This window comes from Chryseobacterium sp. Marseille-Q8038 (assembly GCF_965111995.1).
On record NZ_CBCOPN010000001.1, the window covers coordinates 2,629,732 to 2,652,124 of the forward strand.

General features: G+C 37.0%; 17 protein-coding genes. 13 read left to right on the forward strand and 4 right to left on the reverse strand.

What is annotated here, in order from left to right:
• The first annotated feature begins 102 nt into the window (after positions 1-102).
• The 6 genes from ACWPWS_RS12180 to ACWPWS_RS12205 all read left to right on the forward strand — a co-directional run bounded on the left by ACWPWS_RS12180 (position 103) and on the right by ACWPWS_RS12205 (position 5,517).
• Positions 103-819 (forward strand): hypothetical protein, encoded by a 717-nt coding sequence (locus tag ACWPWS_RS12180; protein ID WP_454046668.1) that lies wholly within the window; start codon positions 103-105, stop codon positions 817-819.
• A 310-nt stretch (positions 820-1,129) separates the two neighbouring features.
• Complete coding sequence (hppD, locus tag ACWPWS_RS12185; protein WP_105684476.1) at positions 1,130-2,260, forward strand: 4-hydroxyphenylpyruvate dioxygenase; 1,131 nt, start codon at positions 1,130-1,132, stop codon at positions 2,258-2,260.
• A 71-nt stretch (positions 2,261-2,331) separates the two neighbouring features.
• A complete protein-coding gene (locus ACWPWS_RS12190; protein WP_454046669.1) occupies positions 2,332-2,793 on the forward strand; it encodes a hypothetical protein in 462 nt (153 codons plus the stop codon).
• Between the two features lie 53 nt (positions 2,794-2,846).
• Positions 2,847-4,094 carry a fumarylacetoacetase gene (gene fahA / locus ACWPWS_RS12195; RefSeq protein WP_454046670.1) on the forward strand — a complete coding sequence of 416 codons (1,248 nt, stop codon included), beginning with the start codon at positions 2,847-2,849 and terminating at the stop codon, positions 4,092-4,094.
• Between the two features lie 100 nt (positions 4,095-4,194).
• Positions 4,195-4,608, forward strand: a complete 414-nt coding sequence (locus tag ACWPWS_RS12200) for a GxxExxY protein (protein WP_309513380.1) — start codon at positions 4,195-4,197, stop codon at positions 4,606-4,608.
• Between the two features lie 84 nt (positions 4,609-4,692).
• Positions 4,693-5,517: a flavin reductase family protein gene (locus tag ACWPWS_RS12205; protein ID WP_454046671.1), complete on the forward strand. Its 825-nt coding sequence runs from the start codon at positions 4,693-4,695 to the stop codon at positions 5,515-5,517.
• A 198-nt stretch (positions 5,518-5,715) separates the two neighbouring features.
• On the opposite strand, the gene ACWPWS_RS12210 is transcribed toward ACWPWS_RS12205, so the two are convergent.
• Positions 5,716-6,222 (reverse strand): hypothetical protein, encoded by a 507-nt coding sequence (locus ACWPWS_RS12210; RefSeq protein WP_454046672.1) that lies wholly within the window; start codon positions 6,220-6,222, stop codon positions 5,716-5,718.
• A gap of 49 nt (positions 6,223-6,271) precedes the next feature.
• Positions 6,272-7,114: an alpha/beta hydrolase family protein gene (locus ACWPWS_RS12215; RefSeq protein ID WP_454046673.1), complete on the reverse strand. Its 843-nt coding sequence runs from the start codon at positions 7,112-7,114 to the stop codon at positions 6,272-6,274.
• 61 nt (positions 7,115-7,175) lie between these two features.
• On the opposite strand from ACWPWS_RS12215, the gene ACWPWS_RS12220 reads away from it, so the two are divergent.
• From ACWPWS_RS12220 to ACWPWS_RS12240, 5 genes are all read left to right on the forward strand, one after another.
• Complete coding sequence (locus ACWPWS_RS12220; RefSeq protein ID WP_454046674.1) at positions 7,176-8,432, forward strand: PKD domain-containing protein; 1,257 nt, start codon at positions 7,176-7,178, stop codon at positions 8,430-8,432.
• A gap of 15 nt (positions 8,433-8,447) precedes the next feature.
• Positions 8,448-9,221 (forward strand): HipA family kinase, encoded by a 774-nt coding sequence (locus ACWPWS_RS12225; protein ID WP_454046675.1) that lies wholly within the window; start codon positions 8,448-8,450, stop codon positions 9,219-9,221.
• Positions 9,208-9,591 (forward strand): DUF3037 domain-containing protein, encoded by a 384-nt coding sequence (locus tag ACWPWS_RS12230; protein WP_209785790.1) that lies wholly within the window; start codon positions 9,208-9,210, stop codon positions 9,589-9,591. The genes ACWPWS_RS12225 and ACWPWS_RS12230 overlap by 14 nt, the downstream gene beginning before the upstream one ends.
• A 20-nt stretch (positions 9,592-9,611) precedes the next feature.
• Positions 9,612-10,646 (forward strand): alpha/beta hydrolase fold domain-containing protein, encoded by a 1,035-nt coding sequence (locus tag ACWPWS_RS12235; protein ID WP_454046676.1) that lies wholly within the window; start codon positions 9,612-9,614, stop codon positions 10,644-10,646.
• Positions 10,647-10,840: 194 nt separating this feature from the next.
• A complete protein-coding gene (locus ACWPWS_RS12240) occupies positions 10,841-12,682 on the forward strand; it encodes a carbon starvation CstA family protein (RefSeq protein ID WP_454046677.1) in 1,842 nt (613 codons plus the stop codon).
• Positions 12,683-12,906: 224 nt separating this feature from the next.
• Here ACWPWS_RS12240 and ACWPWS_RS12245 read toward each other — a convergent pair whose 3' ends face one another.
• Together ACWPWS_RS12245 and ACWPWS_RS12250 are read right to left on the reverse strand one after the other, a co-directional pair.
• On the reverse strand, positions 12,907-15,675 hold the full coding sequence (locus ACWPWS_RS12245) for a TonB-dependent receptor plug domain-containing protein (RefSeq protein WP_454046678.1): 2,769 nt from the start codon (positions 15,673-15,675) through the stop codon (positions 12,907-12,909).
• 415 nt (positions 15,676-16,090) lie between these two features.
• Positions 16,091-18,421 carry an ATP-dependent helicase gene (locus ACWPWS_RS12250; RefSeq protein WP_209785793.1) on the reverse strand — a complete coding sequence of 777 codons (2,331 nt, stop codon included), beginning with the start codon at positions 18,419-18,421 and terminating at the stop codon, positions 16,091-16,093.
• Between the two features lie 431 nt (positions 18,422-18,852).
• Between ACWPWS_RS12250 and ACWPWS_RS12255 the strand changes: the two genes are divergently transcribed.
• Positions 18,853-20,166 (forward strand): M16 family metallopeptidase, encoded by a 1,314-nt coding sequence (locus tag ACWPWS_RS12255; RefSeq protein ID WP_309513375.1) that lies wholly within the window; start codon positions 18,853-18,855, stop codon positions 20,164-20,166.
• A 71-nt stretch (positions 20,167-20,237) separates the two neighbouring features.
• Positions 20,238-22,283, forward strand: a complete 2,046-nt coding sequence (locus tag ACWPWS_RS12260) for a M16 family metallopeptidase (protein WP_454046679.1) — start codon at positions 20,238-20,240, stop codon at positions 22,281-22,283.
• The last annotated feature ends 110 nt before the right edge of the window (positions 22,284-22,393 follow it).

Below are 22,393 nucleotides of genomic sequence, written 5' to 3' on the forward strand. Positions count from 1 at the left end.
CGGGGACTTAAAAATAAATTTTGAATTCATCACCATATAATGATCAAAAAACATTAATAATTTGGCAGTATATTTGATAAAACTCTTTCAAAAACAAGGAAATTGAAAACTATATATAATTCGATACGAGAAGAAGTGGTAAAGCATTCCAAAGTAAGGAATTCTGTTTTGGGGAATGTGAATGAATGGAAGAGAAGCCATTATATTATTCTTTCTGAAATTATTAAGGATGAGCTTTCTGAAGCAGAGGAACTGAAAGGAGGAAAGAAATTTGAAATTGGAAATACGATTTCCCATGTTACTCTTCAGCGTTTTTTTGAAAACGATTACCAGGATAAAACCCATAGTGATCTCAGGTTTCTGAAAACACTGGATAAAATATGTATTTTTTTAGGGCACAAAGACCTTAACGATTATATTCTTACGATAAGATACAAGAAACAGGGCGATGAGGAAACTGACGACCAGTCCTATCTTACCCAGATGGTGTACGATTACTGTGCAGCAGCTTTTGAGTTTTACAAACTGTTTCCCACCCATAATACGGAACTCTTAAAAGGTCTGGTATTTGATGATTCTCCTTTTTTGGAAAGAGCTTCACAATTCAGTAAAGAGCTGTGTGATAAAGATTTTCATCTGGTTACCAAAAACAACAGATCCAACTACGAAGTTTTTGACATACATGTTGTTACCGATGAGCCCGATAAAAAAATATTAGAATCCCAGGAATTCTGGAATCTTCTCTTCAAAGTGGGAGAAACAGGAGAGGAACATTTTGTGAATCAGCTGAGTACCCAAATCTATTTTATAAAAAAATAAATAACACCTGGAAAATCTGGGATAATTATAATCCCGATGCAGGAATGCTCAACAGAAAAATTGAGACTATCTAAAATAAGAAAGCCGTAGAGAGTATCTACGGCTTTCATGTTTCGAAATATTTTTTTCATTTGTCTTTTGTATAACAAATGTAGTCAGCCTATTTTAAACTTAAGAAACTTAAATATACTTAAGTAAACTCTTCTTTAACGTTATGTTAAATATATTCAATGAATCCGTGGTAATATTTTCGCGATATCTAAGAATTTTGTAATTTGCATACCAATAAAATAAAAGTAAAAGAGAAAATATGTCAACACTTACATTTGCCGAGAAAATAGCTCAAGCAGAAAATTTCTTACCGATTAACGGTACAGATTATATTGAGTTTTATGTAGGAAATGCAAAACAGGCTGCCCATTATTACAAAACCGCTTTCGGTTTTCAGTCTGTAGCTTATGCCGGTCCTGAAACAGGAGTAAGAGACCGCGCATCTTATGTACTTCAACAGGGAAAAATCAGATTGGTATTAACTACCGGATTAAAGTCTGACTCTCTTATCAGCGAGCACGTAAAAAAACATGGTGACGGAGTAAAAATTTTGGCACTTTGGGTAGATGACGCTTATGCAGCTTTCGAAGAAACAACTAAAAGAGGAGGAAAACCTTATTTAGAGCCTGTAACGTTAACTGATGAGCATGGTGAGGTAAGAATGTCCGGTATCTACACGTATGGAGAAACCGTTCACATGTTTGTGGAAAGAAAAAATTACAACGGAGCTTTCATGCCTGGATATGAAAAGTGGGAAAGTGATTATAAGCCTGAAGAAGCAGGTTTATTATATGTAGACCACTGTGTAGGAAATGTTGACTGGAACAGAATGATCCCAACTGTAGAATGGTACGAAAAAGTAATGGGGTTTGTAAACATACTTTCTTTTGATGACAAGCAGATCAACACAGAATATTCTGCATTGATGTCTAAAGTAATGTCAAACGGAAACGGATATGCAAAATTCCCTATCAACGAACCTGCAGAGGGTAAAAAGAAATCTCAGGTAGAAGAATATCTTGATTTCTATGAAGGTGAAGGGGTACAGCACATTGCTGTAGCCACGAAAGATATTATCCACACCGTAACGGAATTGAAAAAACGTGGTGTTGAATTCCTTTCTGCTCCACCAGAGGCTTATTACGATATGGTTCCTGAAAGAGTAGGTCATATTGATGAAGATCTTAAAAAACTTCAGGATTTAGGTATACTTATTGATCATGATGAAGAAGGATACTTGTTACAGATTTTCACAAAACCTGTAGAAGACCGTCCTACTCTATTCTTCGAAATTATTGAAAGACACGGTGCACAGAGTTTTGGTGCCGGAAACTTCAAAGCTTTGTTCGAAGCATTAGAGAGAGAACAGGAAAGAAGAGGTAATCTTTAATTTTACATTAAAAAATATAAGTTTTGTCAGGATACAGTATTCTGGCAAAACTTTTTTATAAAACACACTATATGAGAAAACTTTTAATAGGAACTTTCCTTCTGGGAACACTGGGACTTCAAGCTCAGTATGGAACCCTGAATGAAATCCTTAATCGACTTGAGCAAAGAAAAGGCATCAATCAGCATCTTGAAAATGTAAATATTGACAACAAAAAGTTTGTTTTCATTAAAGATGAAGCCGATCATACAGAACGGGACTTTATTATAATCAAAGGGAATAATGCCACTTATGTAGAAGTTTTCGATGATAAAGCAACAGGAGAAAGCAGCTCTAATGTTTTCACCGGTGATATTATCAGAAAAAAAAATATTATTTCTTTACGGGCAGATATGCTTGAAAATAAAAAAATCCCAATGCCTGTCACCAAAACCTTATTGCTGACACAACAGGATAATATTCTGTACCTCATCGATGTCAATACCAGAGACAGATGGATTGATGAAGCATCTTACTCAAAAAAGACAAAATAAATGTTCCGGGGAATTCCTCTGGAGAATCTTTAATCTAACTAAAATCTAAACTTATGAAATCATTTGTAGACTATTCCTCAAATTCGGATTTTTCTATACACAATATTCCTTTCGGAGTCGCAGTTTTTAACAAAGAATATATCGGATGCTGTACAAGAATCGGAGATCAGGTAATTGATCTTGCTACGTTGTACGATCTTGGTTATTTTGAAGATATTGAAGGATTAGACGACAATGTTTTTGAAGCGTATACCATCAATGAATTTATCGAGCTGGGTAAACCGGTTACCAATGCTGTTCGTACCAAAATTCAAACATTATTACAGGAAGGGTCTATTTTATCAAAAGATCAGAAAACCATTGAAGAAGCTTTCTATGATCTTGATAAAGTAAAAATGATGATGCCTGTTCACATCCCGAACTACACCGATTTCTACAGCAGCATTGAACATGCTACCAACGTAGGAAAAATGTTCCGTGATCCTGCAAATGCCCTATTGCCAAACTGGAAACATTTACCAGTTGGTTACCATGGAAGAGCCTCTTCTATCGTAGTTTCCGGAACTGAGATCAACCGTCCGAAAGGTCAGATGAAACCTGCAGATGTGGAGAAACCCTTTTTCGGACCTTGCAAACAGCTTGACTTTGAATTGGAAATGGCTTTTATCCTCAACAGAAATACAGAGATGGGAGAAAGTATCTCTACTAAAGATGCTGAAGATGCCATTTTCGGAATGGTAGTTTTCAACGACTGGTCTGCAAGAGATATCCAATCATGGGAATATGTTCCACTAGGGCCATTCCTTGCCAAAAACTTCGGTTCATCTATTTCTCCATGGGTAGTTACCCTTGAAGCTTTGGAGCCATTCAGAACAGCTTCTCCAACTCAGGATCCTGAAGTATTGGAGTATTTACAATTCGAAGGTGATAAAAACTACGATATCAACCTTGAAGTATATATCCAGCCCGAAAAAGGAGATCATAACCTGATCTGCGAAAGCAACTACAAACACATGTACTGGAATATGACCCAGCAACTGGCACACCACACCGTAAACGGATGTAATGTAGAAGTAGGAGACCTATATGCCAGCGGTACTATTTCCGGAAGTGATCCAAAATCTTTCGGATCTATGCTTGAGCTTACATGGAGAGGACAGAATCCTTTATCATTAAGCAACGGAGAAGAAAGAAAATTCATCGAAGACAATGATACGGTTACCATGAAAGCATGGGCTGAAAAAGATGGTGTAAGAGTAGGTTTCGGAGAAGTTTCCGGTAAAATTATTCCAACCCTTTAATAACTATTTAAACACTTTAGTTTTTAAGTTACATAAATATGATAAAATTAAGTTCACTTTAGTTTTTTGAAAATCTACGATTTTCGTTCTTTCCTTCATTATGATTACTCAAAAAATAATTAATGATCTGTCTTATAAAATTGTTGGAGCTTGCATTGAGGTCCATAAATTAGCAGGTCCTGGACTATATGAAGGTCTATATCACCAATGTCTGGAAAAAGAATTTAAATTATTAGGTTTAAAATACCAAAGTGAACTTGAAATACCATTTTCCTATAAAGGAAGCTATATAGATTGCAAATTAAAATGCGACTTTTTGATTGAAGATCTGATTGTTTTAGAAATAAAATCAGTTGCTGAAATTCATCAGATTCATAAAGCACAAACTATGAATTATATGAATCTATTAAAGCTGCCTCGCTCAATTTTAGTTAATTTCAATGTTACCAATCTTTATCACGAAGGCTGTGAATCCTTTGCTTCTAAATTATTTAAAGAACTTCCCAAAGAATGAAAATCGTAGATTTTCAAACTTAAGTGCTCTTCATTAAGGCGCTACCATAATAACTAAAATAACTTAAGTGTTAAAAGCAAAAATATGAAAACAGTAATCCCTTCCGAGATAACCTCCGTACAACTACAGACCATCATGCAGACTGCCGTTTCACCACGTCCGATTGCACTGGCTTCTACTGTAGATAAAGACGGCAATAATAACTTATCTCCGTTCAGTTTTTTTAATATGTTCAGTACTGTTCCACCTATCCTGATCTTTTCACCATCAAGGAGAGTACGTGACAATACAACAAAGCATACACTGGAAAATGTTCTTGAAGTACCCGAAGTAGTCATTGGAACAGTGAATTTTCCAATTGTACAGCAGATATCTTTAGCTTCTACAGAATATGAAACCGGAGTCAATGAATTTATCAAATCCGGACTTACCATGAAAGATGCAGATTTTGTACAGCCTAAACTGATTGAAGAATGTCCTGTCAACTTTGAATGTAAAGTTTTAGAGGTAAAACCATTGGGAGATCAGGGTGGTGCCGGAAATCTGGTGATCTGTGAAGTTCAGAAAATCCACATCAGAGAAGAATATCTGAATGAAGCAGGAAATCTGGATCAGAAAAAACTGGATATGGTAGCCCGTTTAGGCAGTAACTGGTATTCCAGAAGCAATGAAAACAGTCTTTTTGAAGTACCGAAACCTTTGGTCACAAAAGGAATTGGTTTTGATCTTTTACCTGATTCTATCAAATACAGCAAAGTATTTACAGGAAACGACCTTGGGATGCTTGCCAACACAGAGGTTTTACCTGCGGGTAACTTCCATGCTGATGAAAACATTCACATAGAGGTTCAGAAACTACTTCTGGACAGCAAAATTGAAGAAGCATGGGTTTTACTCACTATGCAATAAAAAAGCGGCCTGAAATTTCAGGCCGCTTTTTTATTGTATGCAGGAAGTCAGAAGCGGGAGGCTGGAAGTTCATAAAGTCTTCTGAATAACTTTTCTCCAAATTAATGATCTTTTGGAAAACAGTTCTATTTTGATTTCAATAGATAAGGAACACCGTTAATGGCTTCCAGCTTCTATCTTCCAGCTTCCCAACTTATATTACTTCGTTTTCAATGCTTCAGAAACAACAATTTTCCCTTTTTCAGCAAAGTCAGTTATCTTACCATTTTTATCAATGGAAACATTCAGATTATCATTTTTAGCATCGTAAAAAATACTTGTAGCATATCCCGGACAGTCATGCTGCTTACATCCTGTCAGTTTATAAATTCCATTTTCCGAAGCCACAGGACTTTCTACATTGAAATTCTTTACCATTTCATCATATTGAGCTCCTACCAGCTTTTTCAGTCTTTCTGTAATACTTTTATCTTCAAAAAATTTAATATCATGAGGGTATTTCCCTACATTTTTAGTAATAATCCGAGCAGACGTAGCAGAAGGTGGTGGTGGTGCAACAGAGTCACTTTTTGGAGTGGACACGGAATCTTTAGGCATTACTGTAGCCAGAGTATCTGTGCTTGTTGAAGATTCTGTTTTAGTTTCTTTTTTACAGGAAACGACACACAATGTAAGCGCGAATGCGCCCGCAATAACTTTTTTCATAATTATACTGATATGGTGGTTAATTTATAATAACGGAGTTTTATCTGTTTTATTTCAATTTTTCCTTGATAAAATCAATACATTTTTCGGTTACAGTATGCAGATCCTTTGGTAGATCTTTTTCTGACCATGGTTCTTTTGCTCCGAAAGTATGGTTGGCATTTTCAATCAGAAACAGTTCAGAATTCGGGTGAAGAATATGAAGATGTTCCGCCTGTTTCACCTCTACCGCTTCATCGTCTGTTCCATGAATAATAAGCATATGAGCTTTAGCCATCTCTGTAGCCCGCTCTACATCAAAACGATGAATATTGTTCTCATAATCTTCATAAAACTGATAATAATGAGGCATTTCCTGTTTTGTACGGCCGTTCAGCGCATAATATACTCCATTATTTTTCCAGTTCTCAAAAGCTTCTCCTTTTGGAAAACGATCTAATGTGTCTACACTGGCCAATGTAATCAATCCGTTGATTCTCTCGTCTTCAAAGGTTTTAATAATAGAAATCCCTCCTCCTCTGCTATGTCCTATCAAAACAATCTTTTCCCCATCCACATGAGGATTCCCACTAAAATGATCAATGACCACACCAAGGTCAGAAAGCTCTTTAGAATAATTGTTATGACCAAAGGCTTCAAGATCTGCAAAGTCTAGCGGATCAGCAACCGTAGTTCCATTATGGGAAAAATTAAACTTAACGAAGAAAAAACCTGCTTCTGCAAATTTTTCAGCCATCAGATTCCAGGCTCCCCAATCTTTATACCCTTTATATCCGTGAACAAATATGATCAGGGGAAATTTTTCTGTGGTGTCTTTATAAAAAACATCAGCAAGAAAACCTTTTGTTTCTTTATTTTCTAAGTATATATTCTTTTCAATAATCAAATTCATAATATAATTAAATTTTGTTTAATAATATTTATATTTATAACCATAATCTAAACTGAAATTTATGAAAAAAACTCTACTTTTTTTATTTTTAATTACTTTTTCTTTACTCCTCAGCCAGACCACCAAAAGGGTCTTCTTTATTGGAAACAGCTACACGTATGTTAATAATCTGCCTGGGCTTATCCAAAGTATTGCGGCTTCTAACGGAGATGTACTGGAACATCATAGCCAGACTCCGGGAGGCGCTACCCTACAGAACCATGCCAATAATCCCAATGTTGCTTCGGACATTAATCAGGGAAACTGGGATTATGTGGTATTGCAGGAACAAAGCCAGCTGCCATCATTTCCTTATTCTCAGGTTCAAAACGAGGTATATCCTTTTGCTCTTCAACTTTCAAATCTTTTTAAAAATGCAAATGCATGTGGAAATGTAATATTTTACATGACCTGGGGCCGTAAAAATGGAGATGGAACCATCTGCCCGGGCTGGCCATCTGTCTGTACATATCAGGGAATGGATGATTTGATCTATGCACGCTACATGGAAATGGCAATGAATAATGAAGGGATTATCTCTCCTGTAGGTAAGGTTTGGAGAACGATCCGAGAACAGAATCCGGCTATTGAACTGTATGATCAGGACGAATCACATCCGAGTTACATTGGTTCTATGGCTGCAGCATATACATTTTACACTATTATATTTAAAAAAGATCCCACACAGATTCCTTTTAACGGGAACCTTAGTCCGGCACAGGCTCAATTGATTAAAGATATTGTTAAAACAGAGGTATATAATCAGCCTGGTAAATGGTATGTAACGAACAATGATGTTCACAGCAGATTCACCTATCAGATGAATGGAGCAGGAACCGTTCAATTTACCAATACCACACAGAATGCAGCCAACTATTCATGGGATTTTGGTGACGGAACGACTTCTACCCTGGAAAATCCGGCACACACCTATACTACAGGCGGAAATTATAATGTAAAACTTACAACAGATGCGTGTGGAGCCACTACGACCAAAACGAAACTGGTAGTTGTAAGCACATTAAATACCACAGAAACACTACTGGAGAACGGAATTCAAATTTATCCAAATCCGGCTCTGGAACATATTGACATTGTTTCTAAAAAGAAATTTGAAGTAATTTCACTTACAGAAGCCTCAGGAAAAATTATGCCTTATCGTTTGAATAAGACAGAGACTGGCTACCGTATTTCACTTCAGCATTTAACGAGTGGTGTTTATTTCCTTCAATATAAAACAGGCGAAAAGGAGCTCACTAAAAAAATAATTAAAAAATAACCTTATTTTTGCTTCATGCAGAATTTAAGAACTGTAACCGTGATGCGTTACATTCTGCCACTGAGAGAGGGAGGATCTCTTCCCGCCCTGGCAGAAGCTGATGATGATTTCAAATATGTATTAAAATTCCGTGGTGCAGGCCATGGAGTAAAAATGCTGATCTCCGAACTTATAGGCGGAAAGATTACGGAAGCTTTAGGACTTAAAATTCCTGAATTAGTTTTTGTAAATCTTGATGCTGATTTTGGGAGAACGGAAGCCGATGAAGAAATACAGGATCTTCTGAAACATTCTGAAGGCCTGAATCTCGGGCTGCATTATCTTTCCGGTTCTATTACCTATGACCCGGGAGTAAGTGTAGATCCGCTTCTGGCTTCAAAAATAGTATGGCTGGATGCATTCATTACCAACATCGACCGTACTTTTAAGAACACCAATATGCTGATGTGGCATAAAGAACTTTGGATCATTGATAATGGTGCTTCATTCTATTTCCACCACTCATGGCAGAATTTTGATGCAGCAGCAAAGACACCTTTCAAATATGTAAAAGACCATGTGCTTCTTCCTAAAGCAAAAATGCTTGACGAAGCAGATACGTTTGCTCATGAAATCCTGAATGATGCTCTTTTCAGAGAAATTGTCAATATGATTCCTGAAGACTGGTTGCATTGGAATGATGCCGATGAAACACCCGATGAAATCCGTGAGATCTATTTTCAGTTTATGAAAACCAGATTAGAAAATTCTCAAATCTTTGTAAACGAAGCGAAAAATGCAAGAGGATAAAATATATGAATACGCGGTAATACGCCTGGTGCCCAAAGTTGAAAGAGAAGAGTTTTTCAATATCGGACTGGTGATGTTTTCTAAGAAGGAAAAATTCATCAAAGCGGAATTCTATCTGTGTCCGGACAAATTCAAACTGATGCACAGTAAGCTTGATTATGATGATATTATCCACAATCTGGAAAGCTTTCAGAAAATTGCGAATGGAGATAAAGATGGTGGCCCTATTGCTTTTCTGGATATTCCGGAACGCTTCCGCTGGCTTACGGCTGTAAGAAGTTCTGTGGTACAGACCTCAAGACCTCATCCTGGAAAGTCCAAAGATCTGAATACTACTTTTGGTAAGCTTTTTGAGGAGTTAGTAAAATAACACATCCTTAAAAATTTATTATGAATTCATCGATAAACAACATATCAATCTACAGGTTTTTCACAAACCTGTTTTTTGTTTTATTTTTAGGTTTTTCTAATTTATTTTTTTCCCAGAACTTTTCACAAGTACAGGTTAAAACACCTCCAGTAAAAAGTACAGTACTTCCTAGTATAGCCAATCTGTCTGAGGATATTGTATATAAAACCAATAAAAAAGGAAAATCTCTTGCTCTGGATTTATATATTCCTAAAAATGTTGCCACTGAAAAAATACCTGTACTGATCTATGTTCACGGAGGTGGATGGATTGAAGGCGATAAAGTAGTTCATGCAGACAATTATCTGGAAACCACTGTTGAAAAATTATTGGCAAAGCAATATGCCGTGATCAGCATTAATTATACACTGCTGAATGACAGTACTCATTTTCCATTGCCTCTGGAAGATACCAAAGATGCTATCAGATGGGTAAGAAAAAATGCAGATAAATATCATTTCGATACCCATAATATAGGTCTGTTCGGAGCTTCAGCCGGAGCTCACCTTTCCCTGATGGCGGCTTATACTCCCGACAATACCTATCTGGGAAGTCCGGAGCTTTCGTCTTATTCTGCCAAAGTAAATTATGTAATTGATCATTATGGTCCTGCTGATCTCAACAAACTTTTCCATACAAGACTAGGAACAATTCCGATGGGAATGATCGGGTTGATGTCCAAAAAAATAGTCGGTTTACAGGAAAATCTGGTGAAAGGAATTTCCGGATATGATATCAGAAAAGATCAGGACAGAGCTATTGATTACCTTAAAACCCTATCTCCAGTTAATTTTGTTTCGGGAGGAGTTCCAACTTTAATTGTTCAGGGCAATAATGACAAAATTGTTCCGTTAAACCAATCTAAAAAACTTCACAGAAAATTAAACAGAGCCAAAATACAAAACGCTCTCATCATTGTTAATGGCGGAGTACATGGTTTTGGAACAACTGATAAAGCTTATCTGGACAAAATTACTGATGAAATGGTGGATTTTGTTCTTTCACAAAAGAAGTAATATACATTAATCTATTCAATTATAATTCAAATAACTATAAATCAATATAATAGAATACAATACAACAAAAAATTTGCTAGATTGATATACATATTGATATTTTTTCATTGAGAATTAATTACCTTGGCTATTGTTTAAATTATTAACAACAAAAACACCAATAAATTAATTATTTATCAATAAAAATAAGCAATATGGAATCTTTAAACAATATCAATACGCTTACTCTCATATTTGTATCTGTTCTTATTTTTGCGATAGCTTACCGTTTCTATGGTATTTTTATTGCCAATAAAGTCCTCCGGCTCAACGACCAGAATACCACCCCTGCAGTGGAATTTGCAGATGGTAAAGATTATGTTGCAACCAATAAAAATGTACTTTTCGGACATCATTTTGCCGCTATTGCTGCTGCCGGACCTTTGGTAGGGCCTGTTCTTGCTGCACAGTTCGGATATCTTCCCGGCGCTTTATGGATACTGATAGGATGCGTACTGGGTGGCGGAGTACATGATATGATCGTACTTTTTGCTTCAGTAAGGCATAAAGGACAGAGTCTTGCGACTATCGCCTCTAAAGAAATCGGAAAAACAACAGGAACTGTAGCAGGTTTTGCCATCCTTTTTATTTTGATTCTCACATTGGCAGGATTGTCTCTGGCTTGTATCAATGCAATGCATGAGGCTTCATGGTCTCTTTTTACCGTTGTAATTACCATGCCCATTGCCATCATTATGGGACTGATTATGCGCTATAAAAAGAACAGCGTTCTGTTTGCCAGTATCCTTGGTGGAATCCTCCTGATTGCCGGAATTATCGGGGGACATACGCTCATGCAGAATCCTACGATGAATGGTTTATTTTCATGGGATATTAAAACAATTTCTATTGCAATTCCTTTGTATGGCTTTATTGCGTCTGTATTACCGGTTTGGCTTCTTTTAGTTCCTAGAGATTATCTTTCAACCTATTTAAAGATCGGAACTATTATTATGCTGGCTATCGGGGTAATTGTTATTCATCCTACGATACAGATGCCTGCTATTACAGCTTTTGTGAATGGTGGCGGCCCTATTATTGGCGGCCCTGTACTTCCTTTTATCTTTATTGTGATTGCCTGTGGCGCCATTTCCGGATTTCATGCTGTGATTGCTACAGGAACCACTCCGAAAATGCTTAACAAAGAGAGAGAAATTCTTTTCGTTGGATATGGAGCAATGCTTGTGGAAGGTTTTGTAGCCTTAATGGCACTTATTGCTGCCTGTACGCTAATGCCTGGTGATTATTTTGCCATCAATACTCCAAAAGAAGCTTATGATTCATTTCTTGCAGCCCATCCGTCACTACACGGAGTAGATATTGATTATTACTCACAGAAAATTGGTATTGATCTTTATGGCAGAACCGGAGGTGCTGTATCGCTGGCTGTAGGAATGGCTCATATTTTCAATAAAATCCCGTACATGGATCAGCTGACAGCTTATTGGTATAATTTTGCCATTATGTTTGAAGCAGTATTTATTCTTACCGCTATTGACGCGGGAACAAGGGTGGGACGCTTCTTTTTACAGGAAATGCTGGGGTCAGTAGTTCCAAAATTCAATGATAAAAACTGGATTCCGGGAATTATTATCAGCAGTATTCTTTTCACTTTTGCCTGGGGATATCTGGTATATACCGGAAATGTAAACAGTATCTGGCCATTATTTGGAATCAGTAATCAGCTACTGGCAGCCTGCGGACTCATTGTCTGTACAACAATGCTGATCAGGATGAACAGAGGAAAATATGCTTTATGCTCGGCTATTCCCGGCGTTTTTATGGCTGGAATTACATTCTGGGCGGGCTATATTCAGGTGACCGCTATTTATATTCCAAAAGGACAGTATTTACTCGCAGTTTTAGCAGCAACAGCAATGGCTCTTATGCTTGTTGTATTTATAGGAGCTTTCATCAAGTGGTATCAGCTGCTTAAAATCAATACCACTGAAATTGATCATTATGGTGAACCCGTGAAGGAGCTGGTAGAAAGATAAAATTCAAATTATAAATTGAAAACCATTAAGAAAGATTTAAGAAATAAAGTATAATTAAGATGAATCATTCTGATTTCTAAGCTTAAAGCGAATCTTATCTTAATACTCTTAAACTCTTATTACATCGAAATGGCTCAAAAATAAAAGTTTAATTCATATTACATAAAGAAAAAACAGTTCAGGATTTCTGAACTGTTTTTTCAAGCATTATCTTTTGTTTTTATTTAAAAATTGAAATTAAGTCTCGCAAAAACATACCTTCCGTTCTGTCCAAACTGTGAAGTGGAACGGGAATAGATGAATTGGTCGTTATTGGTAGAAGCGGTAAGGTTTTTTGTTGGATAAATATCAAACAAATTATTTACGCCTAAAGTCAATCCTACATTTTTAGTAAACTGATAAGCAGCAGATAAATCAGTGATGATCTTATCTCCGATCTGTTGGTGCTCATTAAAATCAATGATTCCGTCTCCATTCACATCAATAATATCAGCGCCTGTAACTTTTCCGAAATAGGTATTTCTCAGGTAGAAAGTTGCATTCTTCCATGACAGCGTGTGCGAAAGACTGGCTTTCACTCTCGGTACGGCTTCTTCCAGATACACTCTTGATTTTTCCGAAAAGTATACTTTCTCAAGCTGTGGCGACTGCAAAAGTCCTGCAGAATGGATATCTCCTACCTGCTTGGTTTTATTAAGGTTAATGGCAAAATTATTATCCAGTTTAAATCCTGAGAATCTTGCATTATGTGAAATTACCACATCTAAACCTTTTGTTTCAGTATCAATGGCGTTGGTAAAGAACTGTGCGGCATTGATTCCCAACTGATCATAAGCTTCCTGTGCTTTCTGAGGAACGCTTGCTCTCAGGAACTGGTCAGTAAGGATAATACGGTTGTCAATTCTCGTGAAATATCCGTCTGCAGTAAAGCTAAGTCCAACAGCAGGGATTCTGTAAGTGAATCCTACACTTGCCGATTTTGAGGTCTCCTGCTTCAGTTTTGGCATATCCAGCAATCCTGCCAGCTGAGAATCATTACTGAAAGTTCCTACTTCCAGAAGTTGATTATTCGTAAACAATGTAGACGTTACGTTATAATAAATCTGGTGAATAGATGGTGCTCTGAACCCCGTAGAACCGGCAAATCTCACATTGAAATTAGGGGCTACCTTGATTCTTGAAGCCAGTTTATAATTGAAAGTCGATCCGAAATCCGAATAGTTTTCATATCTCGCTGCAGCATCTACCAGTAACCAGTTGGTAAAATTAAATTCTACATCTGCATAGGCTGCTACCGACTGTCTGTTTTTATCCACGGCATTTCCAGGTTTAAACCCGTTGAATACCTGAGATCCCCCGGGAAGCGCTGCTCCGAAGAAATCTGTAGGTCTCACGGAATTTCCGTTCCATACATTTCCGGAAACATCATAGGTTGCATAAGAAGCTTCCTCACCCTGAGTAATTTTAAAATTCTCATAACGGTGCTCAGCTCCAAATGCTACGTTGATTCCTTCCCATACATCATATTTTTTAGAGAAATCTAAATTGATGGTATTTTGAGAAAATCGCAGTCCACCCGCATTAAACTCTCTTGGTGAAGCAAAACGCAAAGAGGTATTTCCTGTATTCTGAATATTATAGGTAAATGAATTCTGTCCGTAAGTATTACTGAAATCAATATTCCAGCCTTCCCATTTTCCTTTGATTCCGGCTGCTAATGAAATATCCTGAATATCTGTTCCGATCTGCGGAAGATAACCGTTAGGATATAATCCTGTAAAGGTTCTGCTTTCGCTTGGTCTTCTGTAAAACCCTCCGGAAGTTCCGTGTCTTAAGCTATACCCTCCAAAAGTATACACTTTCCAGTTGTCACTTACAGGAATTTCAGCATTCACAAAAAGTTGGTGATTATTAAGCTTAGACTGCCCTACCTGCATGTTAAAATCCTTTCTCGTCTGTCCTCTGTAAGCCAGCTCCTGATCTGTGATATAATTAAGCTGATCTCTGGTGAAATTTGCAGATTTCAAAACATTTTGTAACGCAGAAATGGTATTGGCTCCCTGGATTGAATTTTGAAGATCCGGAGAGAAATAGCTTACATTTTGCGCATACTGATGTACATAATTTACAAGCTGTTGTGAATTGGGAGTATTGTTGATATTTGTAAAAAGAGAAGAAAGATTCACTCCGTCATTCAAAGCACGTTGTTCAATGGCGTTATAAGCATTATAAATAGGACCACTTTCAGTTCCTGCTCTGTATGTTGGGTTTCTGAACTGTGAAGACCAAGTAATATTAAAGAAACCTCCTTTAGTACCGATTTTATTACCATAGTTCAAATCCAGCTGAATATTCTGTCCGTCAAAATCTCCGGTATGGTCATTAGCCGTTGGCGTTAAATTTCCTCCATAGCTAATCTGTCCGGCCAGTTTTCCAGTGTCTCTTTTCAGATCAAGGTTAATTACTCCGGCAATAGCATCAGATCCATATTGCGCAGAAGCACCGTCCCTTAATACTTCAATTCTGTTTAAAGCGAAAGACGGAATAGCATTCAAATCGGTTCCTACCGTACCTCTTCCGGGTGTTCCGTTAACGTTAACCAATGCCGAAGTATGTCTTCTTTTCCCATTCACCAAAACCAAAACCTGATCCGGACCTAATCCTCTCAGCTGTGCAGGATCCAAATGATCCGTTCCATCGGAATTAGTCTGAATAGTAGAAGTAAACGAAGGCGCTACCGCATTCAGAATCTGTCCGATATTGGTTTGCGGAAGGATGATTGAAGATTCTTTCACATTGAATACATCTACAGGAACCGGGCTGTCTACTTTAGATCTGGCTCCGGCTCTTGAACCCAATACAACTACTTCTTCTACCGTATTGGTTTTTATGGTGTCTTTATTTGCTTTTATGCTGTCTTTTTCCTGTCCGTAAGTAAATACGCCGAGGAAAAATAAAACAGAGGCCGAAAGAATAGTTTTCTTATTTTTCATAGTTTAGAATTTGATAACATTTATGTTTTTTACAAGGTGCAAATGTAAAATTTATTTATTAGTCTACAAAACAGATAGACTTTGTTTTTATAAAAAACTATTATTGTTTCTTTCTATCCCTCACTTAAAGTTATGATAATTTAAGGAAACATTCATAAAAAACATTGTTTTATGGAAGGTTAACGGTAAAATAAATATTGAAAAAACACTATGAGCGCAAAGAAATTCTTACTTAGTGATTATTTTGCGATCGCAACGGCACTTCGTTCAGCAAGGAAAATCATCTCTGCTAAGTGAAACGCCTTCGCAAAAGAAAAATATACATAGAGTGAGAGCAACATTGCGAACTTCATGTTTAAATAAAAAACGGATCCAAAAATTGAATCCGTTCGTTTTATATTGTTTTGTTCTGAAATTAAATCTTAGTCAGTTTCGCATATTTCAGGATCAGGTTTTTCTCTCCTTCATGGATGAAAATAACTTTTGCTTTGATATTCTGAGGATCTGTTCCATCCAGAAAACTAACTTCCCCTATCCCAAAACGGTCATGTCTCACTTTATCTCCTACTTCAATATCCTGAGAAGAAGCTCCGCTTGGATTGATAATTTTAGCAGTGCTTACGGGTTTCAACTTTCTGACTTCCGGTGCCGGTTTCGATGTATCTCCTCTGTCAATTGATTTTTTCTCAACCTTTTTGAAAGATTTCATTTCCGAAGGATGCTCATCAAAGATATTGGATCTTACTCCTGAATTATTGATAAACCTTTTTTCCAAAGCAGGATTAAGGAATTCAATATATTCATCATCAATTTCACTTAAGAATCTTGAAGGCTCTGCATCGGTAATTTTTCCCCATTGGAAACGGGAAACGGCATATGAAAAGAATACTTGTTTTTCAGCTCTCGTTAATGCTACATAAAATAATCTTCTCTCTTCTTCAAGATCTTCTCTGGTAGCAGAACTCATAAAGCTAGGAAACAGGTTTTCTTCAAGCCCAACCAAATGTACTACCGGGAATTCCAGTCCTTTTGAAAGGTGAATGGTCATCAAAGAAACCATATCATCTTCCAGGTTTTTATCCTGAGTATCTGCTGAAAGTGCAATATTTTCAAGGAAATTAGAAAGACTCGGATCTCCATCCTCCAGCTGCATCTGTTCTTCAATGAATCCCTGCATAGAGTTCATCAATTCCTGTACGTTTTCTACTCTGGAAATTCCTTCAGGAGTCTGATCATCTTTTAAAAATTTGATTAAACCGCTTCGTTTTGCCACTTCCATCGCAACACTGTAAGCCGTTTCTGTTTTCAGCAATACCTGAAAAGCCTTGATCATTGACCAAAAGTCATTCAGTTTGTTTAAAACACCATTGTTTAGACCTAACTGAGGTGCGTACATCGGAAGATTATCCAAAACTTTTGAAACCGCAATATTGTGAGCATCCGCAAAAACGATCAGCTTATTCTGTGTTGTTTCTCCAATTCCTCTTGCAGGATAATTGATAATCCTCATTAAAGCTTCAGAATCATTTTCATTGATCAGAAGACGAAGATAACCAATAAGGTCTTTTACTTCTTTCCTTTGGTAGAAAGAAAGTCCTCCATACACTTTATAGGGGATATTTTTACGTCTCAGTGCATCTTCAAAAGCACGGGTCTGAGAGTTGGTTCTGTATAAAATGGCAAAATCGCTGTACTTTCTCTGGTCACGGTTACGAAGTTCCCAGATATTTCCTGCTACGAAATTGGCTTCATCAGCATCGGAAAGAGATCGGTATATTTTAATCTTATCTCCTTCTTCATTATCACTGAATACATTTTTCTTAAACTGCTGTAAGTTTTTTGCAATGACTACATTAGCCGCATTTACAATATTCTGTGTAGAGCGGTAATTCTGTTCCAATGATACCGTTTTGGCATCAGTATAATCTTTTTTAAAGTTTAAGATATTATAGATATTCGCTCCACGGAAAGAATAAATAGACTGTGCATCATCTCCTACCACACAGATATTCTCAAATTTTGAAGCTAAAGCTTTTACAATAAGATACTGAGAGTGGTTGGTATCCTGGTACTCATCTACCATGATGTATCGGAATCTATCCTGATATTTTGCCAGCACTTCAGGAAAACGGGTCAATAATTCATTGGTTTTCAGCAAGAGGTCATCAAAATCCATAGATCCGTTTCTGAAACACTGATCAACATATTTCTGATAAATCTGCCCGATGAATTTCATATTCGCTTTTTCATCCGCTTCCATCAGTTCCGGATTGTTGAAATAAGCTTTTACGGTGATAAGGTTATTCTTATACGTTGAAATTCTTGCCTGAACTTTTTTAGGTTTATAAAGATCGGCATCGATATTCATATCCTTCAATACTTTTTTGATCACATTCAGGGCATCCTGCTGATCATAAATGGTAAAGTTGGAAGGATATCCCAGATAGTGGGCTTCAATTCTTAAAATTCTTGCAAAAACGGAGTGAAAAGTTCCCATCCAAAGACTTCTTGCATTGCTGTCTCCTACTACTTTTGCGATACGGTCTTTCATTTCACGTGCCGCTTTATTGGTAAAGGTAAGCGCCAGGATATTGAAAGGGTCTATTCCATTGTGAATTAAATGGGCGATACGCATGGTCAATACACGCGTTTTCCCGGAACCTGCTCCGGCAAGCACCATCAAAGGTCCTTGTAAAGAGGTAACGGCTTCATATTGTGATTCATTGAGTCCTTTCAAATAGTCCATACAGCAAAAAAATTTTGGGAACACAAAATTAAGGTATTCAGAGCAGAATTCAAACTTTCATAGAAAAGTTCAAAATTTTGAGTACCAAGATTGGATCGTGGGATTATTTGTCAATGGTCAATTTTGCTTCGCAAGTGAATCGTGAATGATTACCCATTGATTAGAAAATTTCTCTACAATAATTATTGGCAACCTTAAATCTCACAACCCGAATCATGCAAATAAACAAACACAGCGAATTACTATCAATTAGGAAATTTCTTCCTATTAATTATTCATAAACTTAAATCACGCAACCCGAATCCCGTAACAAAAAATTCACAAGCGAAGCAAATTCACCATTCACCATTCACATTTACCTATCTATTTCTATTCATTTTGTAACATTTAATTCACTTTTCATACTAATTGGTAAACAATTTCTAAATTTTATGAAAAAGCGACTTCTTTCTGCTGCTGCCGTAGCTTTCTTCGGGCTAATGCTGAATGCACAGCAAATCAAATTCGAAGAGTATGACCTTCCCAATGGTCTTCACGTAATTCTTCATCAGGATAACTCGGCGCCGGTGGTAACGACAGGTGTAATGTACCATGTAGGTGCAAAAGATGAAGTAAAAGGCAGAACTGGTTTTGCTCACTTCTTTGAACACCTTTTATTCGAAGGAACTCCTAATATCAAGAGAGGAGAATGGTTCAAAATCGTTTCTTCAAACGGAGGGCAAAACAACGCCAATACGACTAATGACAGAACGTATTATTATGAAACATTCCCTTCCAACAATGAGCAACTAGGGCTTTGGATGGAGGCGGAAAGAATGCGTCAGGCTGTAATCAACCAGATTGGAGTGGATACACAGAGAGAAGTTGTAAAAGAAGAGAAAAGATTGAGAATGGATAACCAGCCTTATGGAAATCTTTTCACAACAATTCAGAAAAATTTATTTACCAATCACCCATACAACTGGCCAACAATTGGTTCTATGGAAGATTTGAACTCAGCGAAACTGGAGGAATTCCAGGCATTCTACAAAAAGTATTACGTTCCGAATAACGCAACTTTAGTAGTAGCAGGAGACATCAAGCCTGAACAGACTAAAAAATGGATTGAAACGTATTACGGAGGGATTCCAAAAGGAACACTTTATCCAAAAGATTACCCGAAAGAAACTCCTATCACACAGGAAAAAGAGGTTACTGCTACGGACCCGAATATCCAGCTTCCAGCTTATGTTTTCGCATACAGAACTCCTGCTAACAAAGAAAAAGATGCGTATGTTTTAGATATGCTTTCTTCTTATTTAAGCAGTGGTAAATCTTCCGTTTTATATAAAAAATTAGTAGACCAGGATAAAAAAGCGCTTCAGGTAGCTGCTTTCAACCAGGGTCTTGAAGATTACAGTATTTTTGCCTTCTTCGCGATTCCAATGGGACAAACTACGAAACAGGCTTTACAGACTGATATTGATGCTGAAATCAAAAAACTTCAGACTACTTTAATTTCTGAGGAAGATTACCAAAAACTTCAAAACCAATACGAAAACCAATTTGTAAATGCTAACTCAAGCATTCAGGGAATTGCTGCTTCATTGGCAACCAACCACGTATTGATGGGTGACACGAATTTAATCAACAAAGAAATCGACATTTACAGATCTATCACAAGACAGGATCTTCAAAATGCAGCTAAAAAGTATCTTAATTCCAACCAAAGAATAATCATTAATTACGTACCTGAGAAAAAGTAATCATTTCAACTTTTAGGTTACCATATGATTATTAGGTTACCATATGATTATTAAAAATTAAATTTTTACAAATGAAAAAGCAATTAACATATATAGCTGCAGCGTTTTTCTTTACAGGAATGGTTTCAGCACAAAAAATAGATCTTAATGCAATGCCAAAACCAGGACCTACTCCTGCGATTAACATAGCGAAGCCAAAAACTTTCCAGCTAAGCAACGGTCTTACGGTAATGGTAGTAGAGAACAACAAACTGCCAAGAGTAAGTGCAAGCCTTTCTATGGACAGACCTCCATACCATGAAGGAGCTGTAACCGGAGTAAGCGAAATTATGGCTGAACAGTTCGAAAATGGAACCACCAACATCAGCAAAGATGATTTCAACAAAAAAGTAGACTACCTTGGAGCAAATCTTAATTTTTCTTCGGGAGGAGCTTCTGCCAATTCTCTTTCAAAATATTTCCCTGAAATTTTAAATTTGATGGCTGATGCGATCATTAATCCTAAATTCTCTGCTGAAGAAATTCAAAACTCTAAAGAAAGAGCTGTTGAAGGATTAAAATCTGAAGAAAAAAATGCTTCTTCTATCGCACAAAAAGTTTCTAAAGCTTTGATGTACGGAAAAAATACTTCAAGAGGTGAGTTTGAAACCGTTGAATCAATCAACAAAATTCAGTTAGCTGACGTTCAAAATATTTATAAAAAATACTACGCTCCGGATAATGCTTACTTAGTAATCGTTGGAGATGTAAAATTTGATCAGGTAAAACCTTTGATCGAAAAAGCTTTCAGCGGCTGGAAAAAAGCAAACACTCCTATCGCTCAATTAGAGCCGGCTTCGAATGTTGCTAAAACAGAAATCAATGTAGTGGACGTTCCTTCAGCAGTACAGTCTGTTGTTTCATTAAACAACCTGAACACCCTGAAAATGAAAGATGCCAACTACTTCCCGGCTACCATTGCCAACTATATCCTTGGTGGAGGTGGTGAAGCAAGACTTTTCATGAACCTTAGAGAGAAGAACGGATTTACTTACGGTGCTTATTCAAGTATGGTTGCCAGCAAATATTCTCCTGAATTTTCTGCCAGCGCAAGTGTAAGAAATGAAGTTACCGACAAAGCGGTTAAAGAATTCATGAATGAGCTGAATGCTATTTCTACAGTAAAACCTGAAGAGCTGGCTAATGCGAAGGCTAAACTGAAAGGATCTTTCATCATGTCTTTAGAGCAGCCAGCAACCATCGCAAGATTTGCTTTAAATCAAAAAGTTCAGGATCTGCCTGCTGATTTCTATACCAATTACTTAAAATCTATTGATAAAGTAACTGCAGCAGATGTCTCCAATGCAGTAAAAGCTACTATTTTACCAAATCAAAGCAGAATTTTCATCGCTGGTAAAGCATCTGATATTTCTGAAGGTCTTGAAAAACTAGGTTATCCTGTAAAATATTTCGATAAAGAAGCTAACCCAGTTGCAAAGCCAACTGTACAAAAAGTAGACGCAAACGTAACAGTAGCTTCTGTAGTTGACAAATATATCAATGCTATCGGAGGAAAAGCTAATCTGGCAAAAATCACTTCTTATACAACGAATGCGTCCATGTCTATGCAAGGACAAAGCATCGATTTTAAAATCGTTAGGGCACAAGGTGGAAAGGAGCTTACTACAGTAACAGCAATGGGACAGGTTGTTCAGAAGCAGGTATTCGACGGAAAGACAGGCTATTCAATGCAAATGGGCCAAAAAGTGGATATCACACCGGAAGAAGTTGCTGAAAAACAAAAGAATCCTGAACTCTTCGAAGAATTAGGTTTCGCCAAATCTGCTGATTATAAATTAGGCGGAATTGAGAAAATTGCGGGCGAAGATTCTTATGCAATTAAAGGCGGAGATACAACCTATTACTACAGTGTTGCAACTGGATTAAAAACCGGGGAAACCAAAAAGGTAAAAGCTAAAGGTCAGGAAATGACTATTCCAACAACATTTTCTAATTACAAAGAGGTAAACGGCGTGAAAATGCCTTACACCATCTCTGTAAGCCAAATGGGAATGGATATGACTATGGCCGTGAAGTCTTATGAAATCAATAAGGCTACTGATGCTGATTTTAAATAATAACATCCTATTTTTATAGAAAAAACGGCAACAATTGTTGCCGTTTTTATTTTTATCAACATTTGGCGACATCTTTTTTTGTCATTCAGTAAAAAAAGATTAAATTTGCC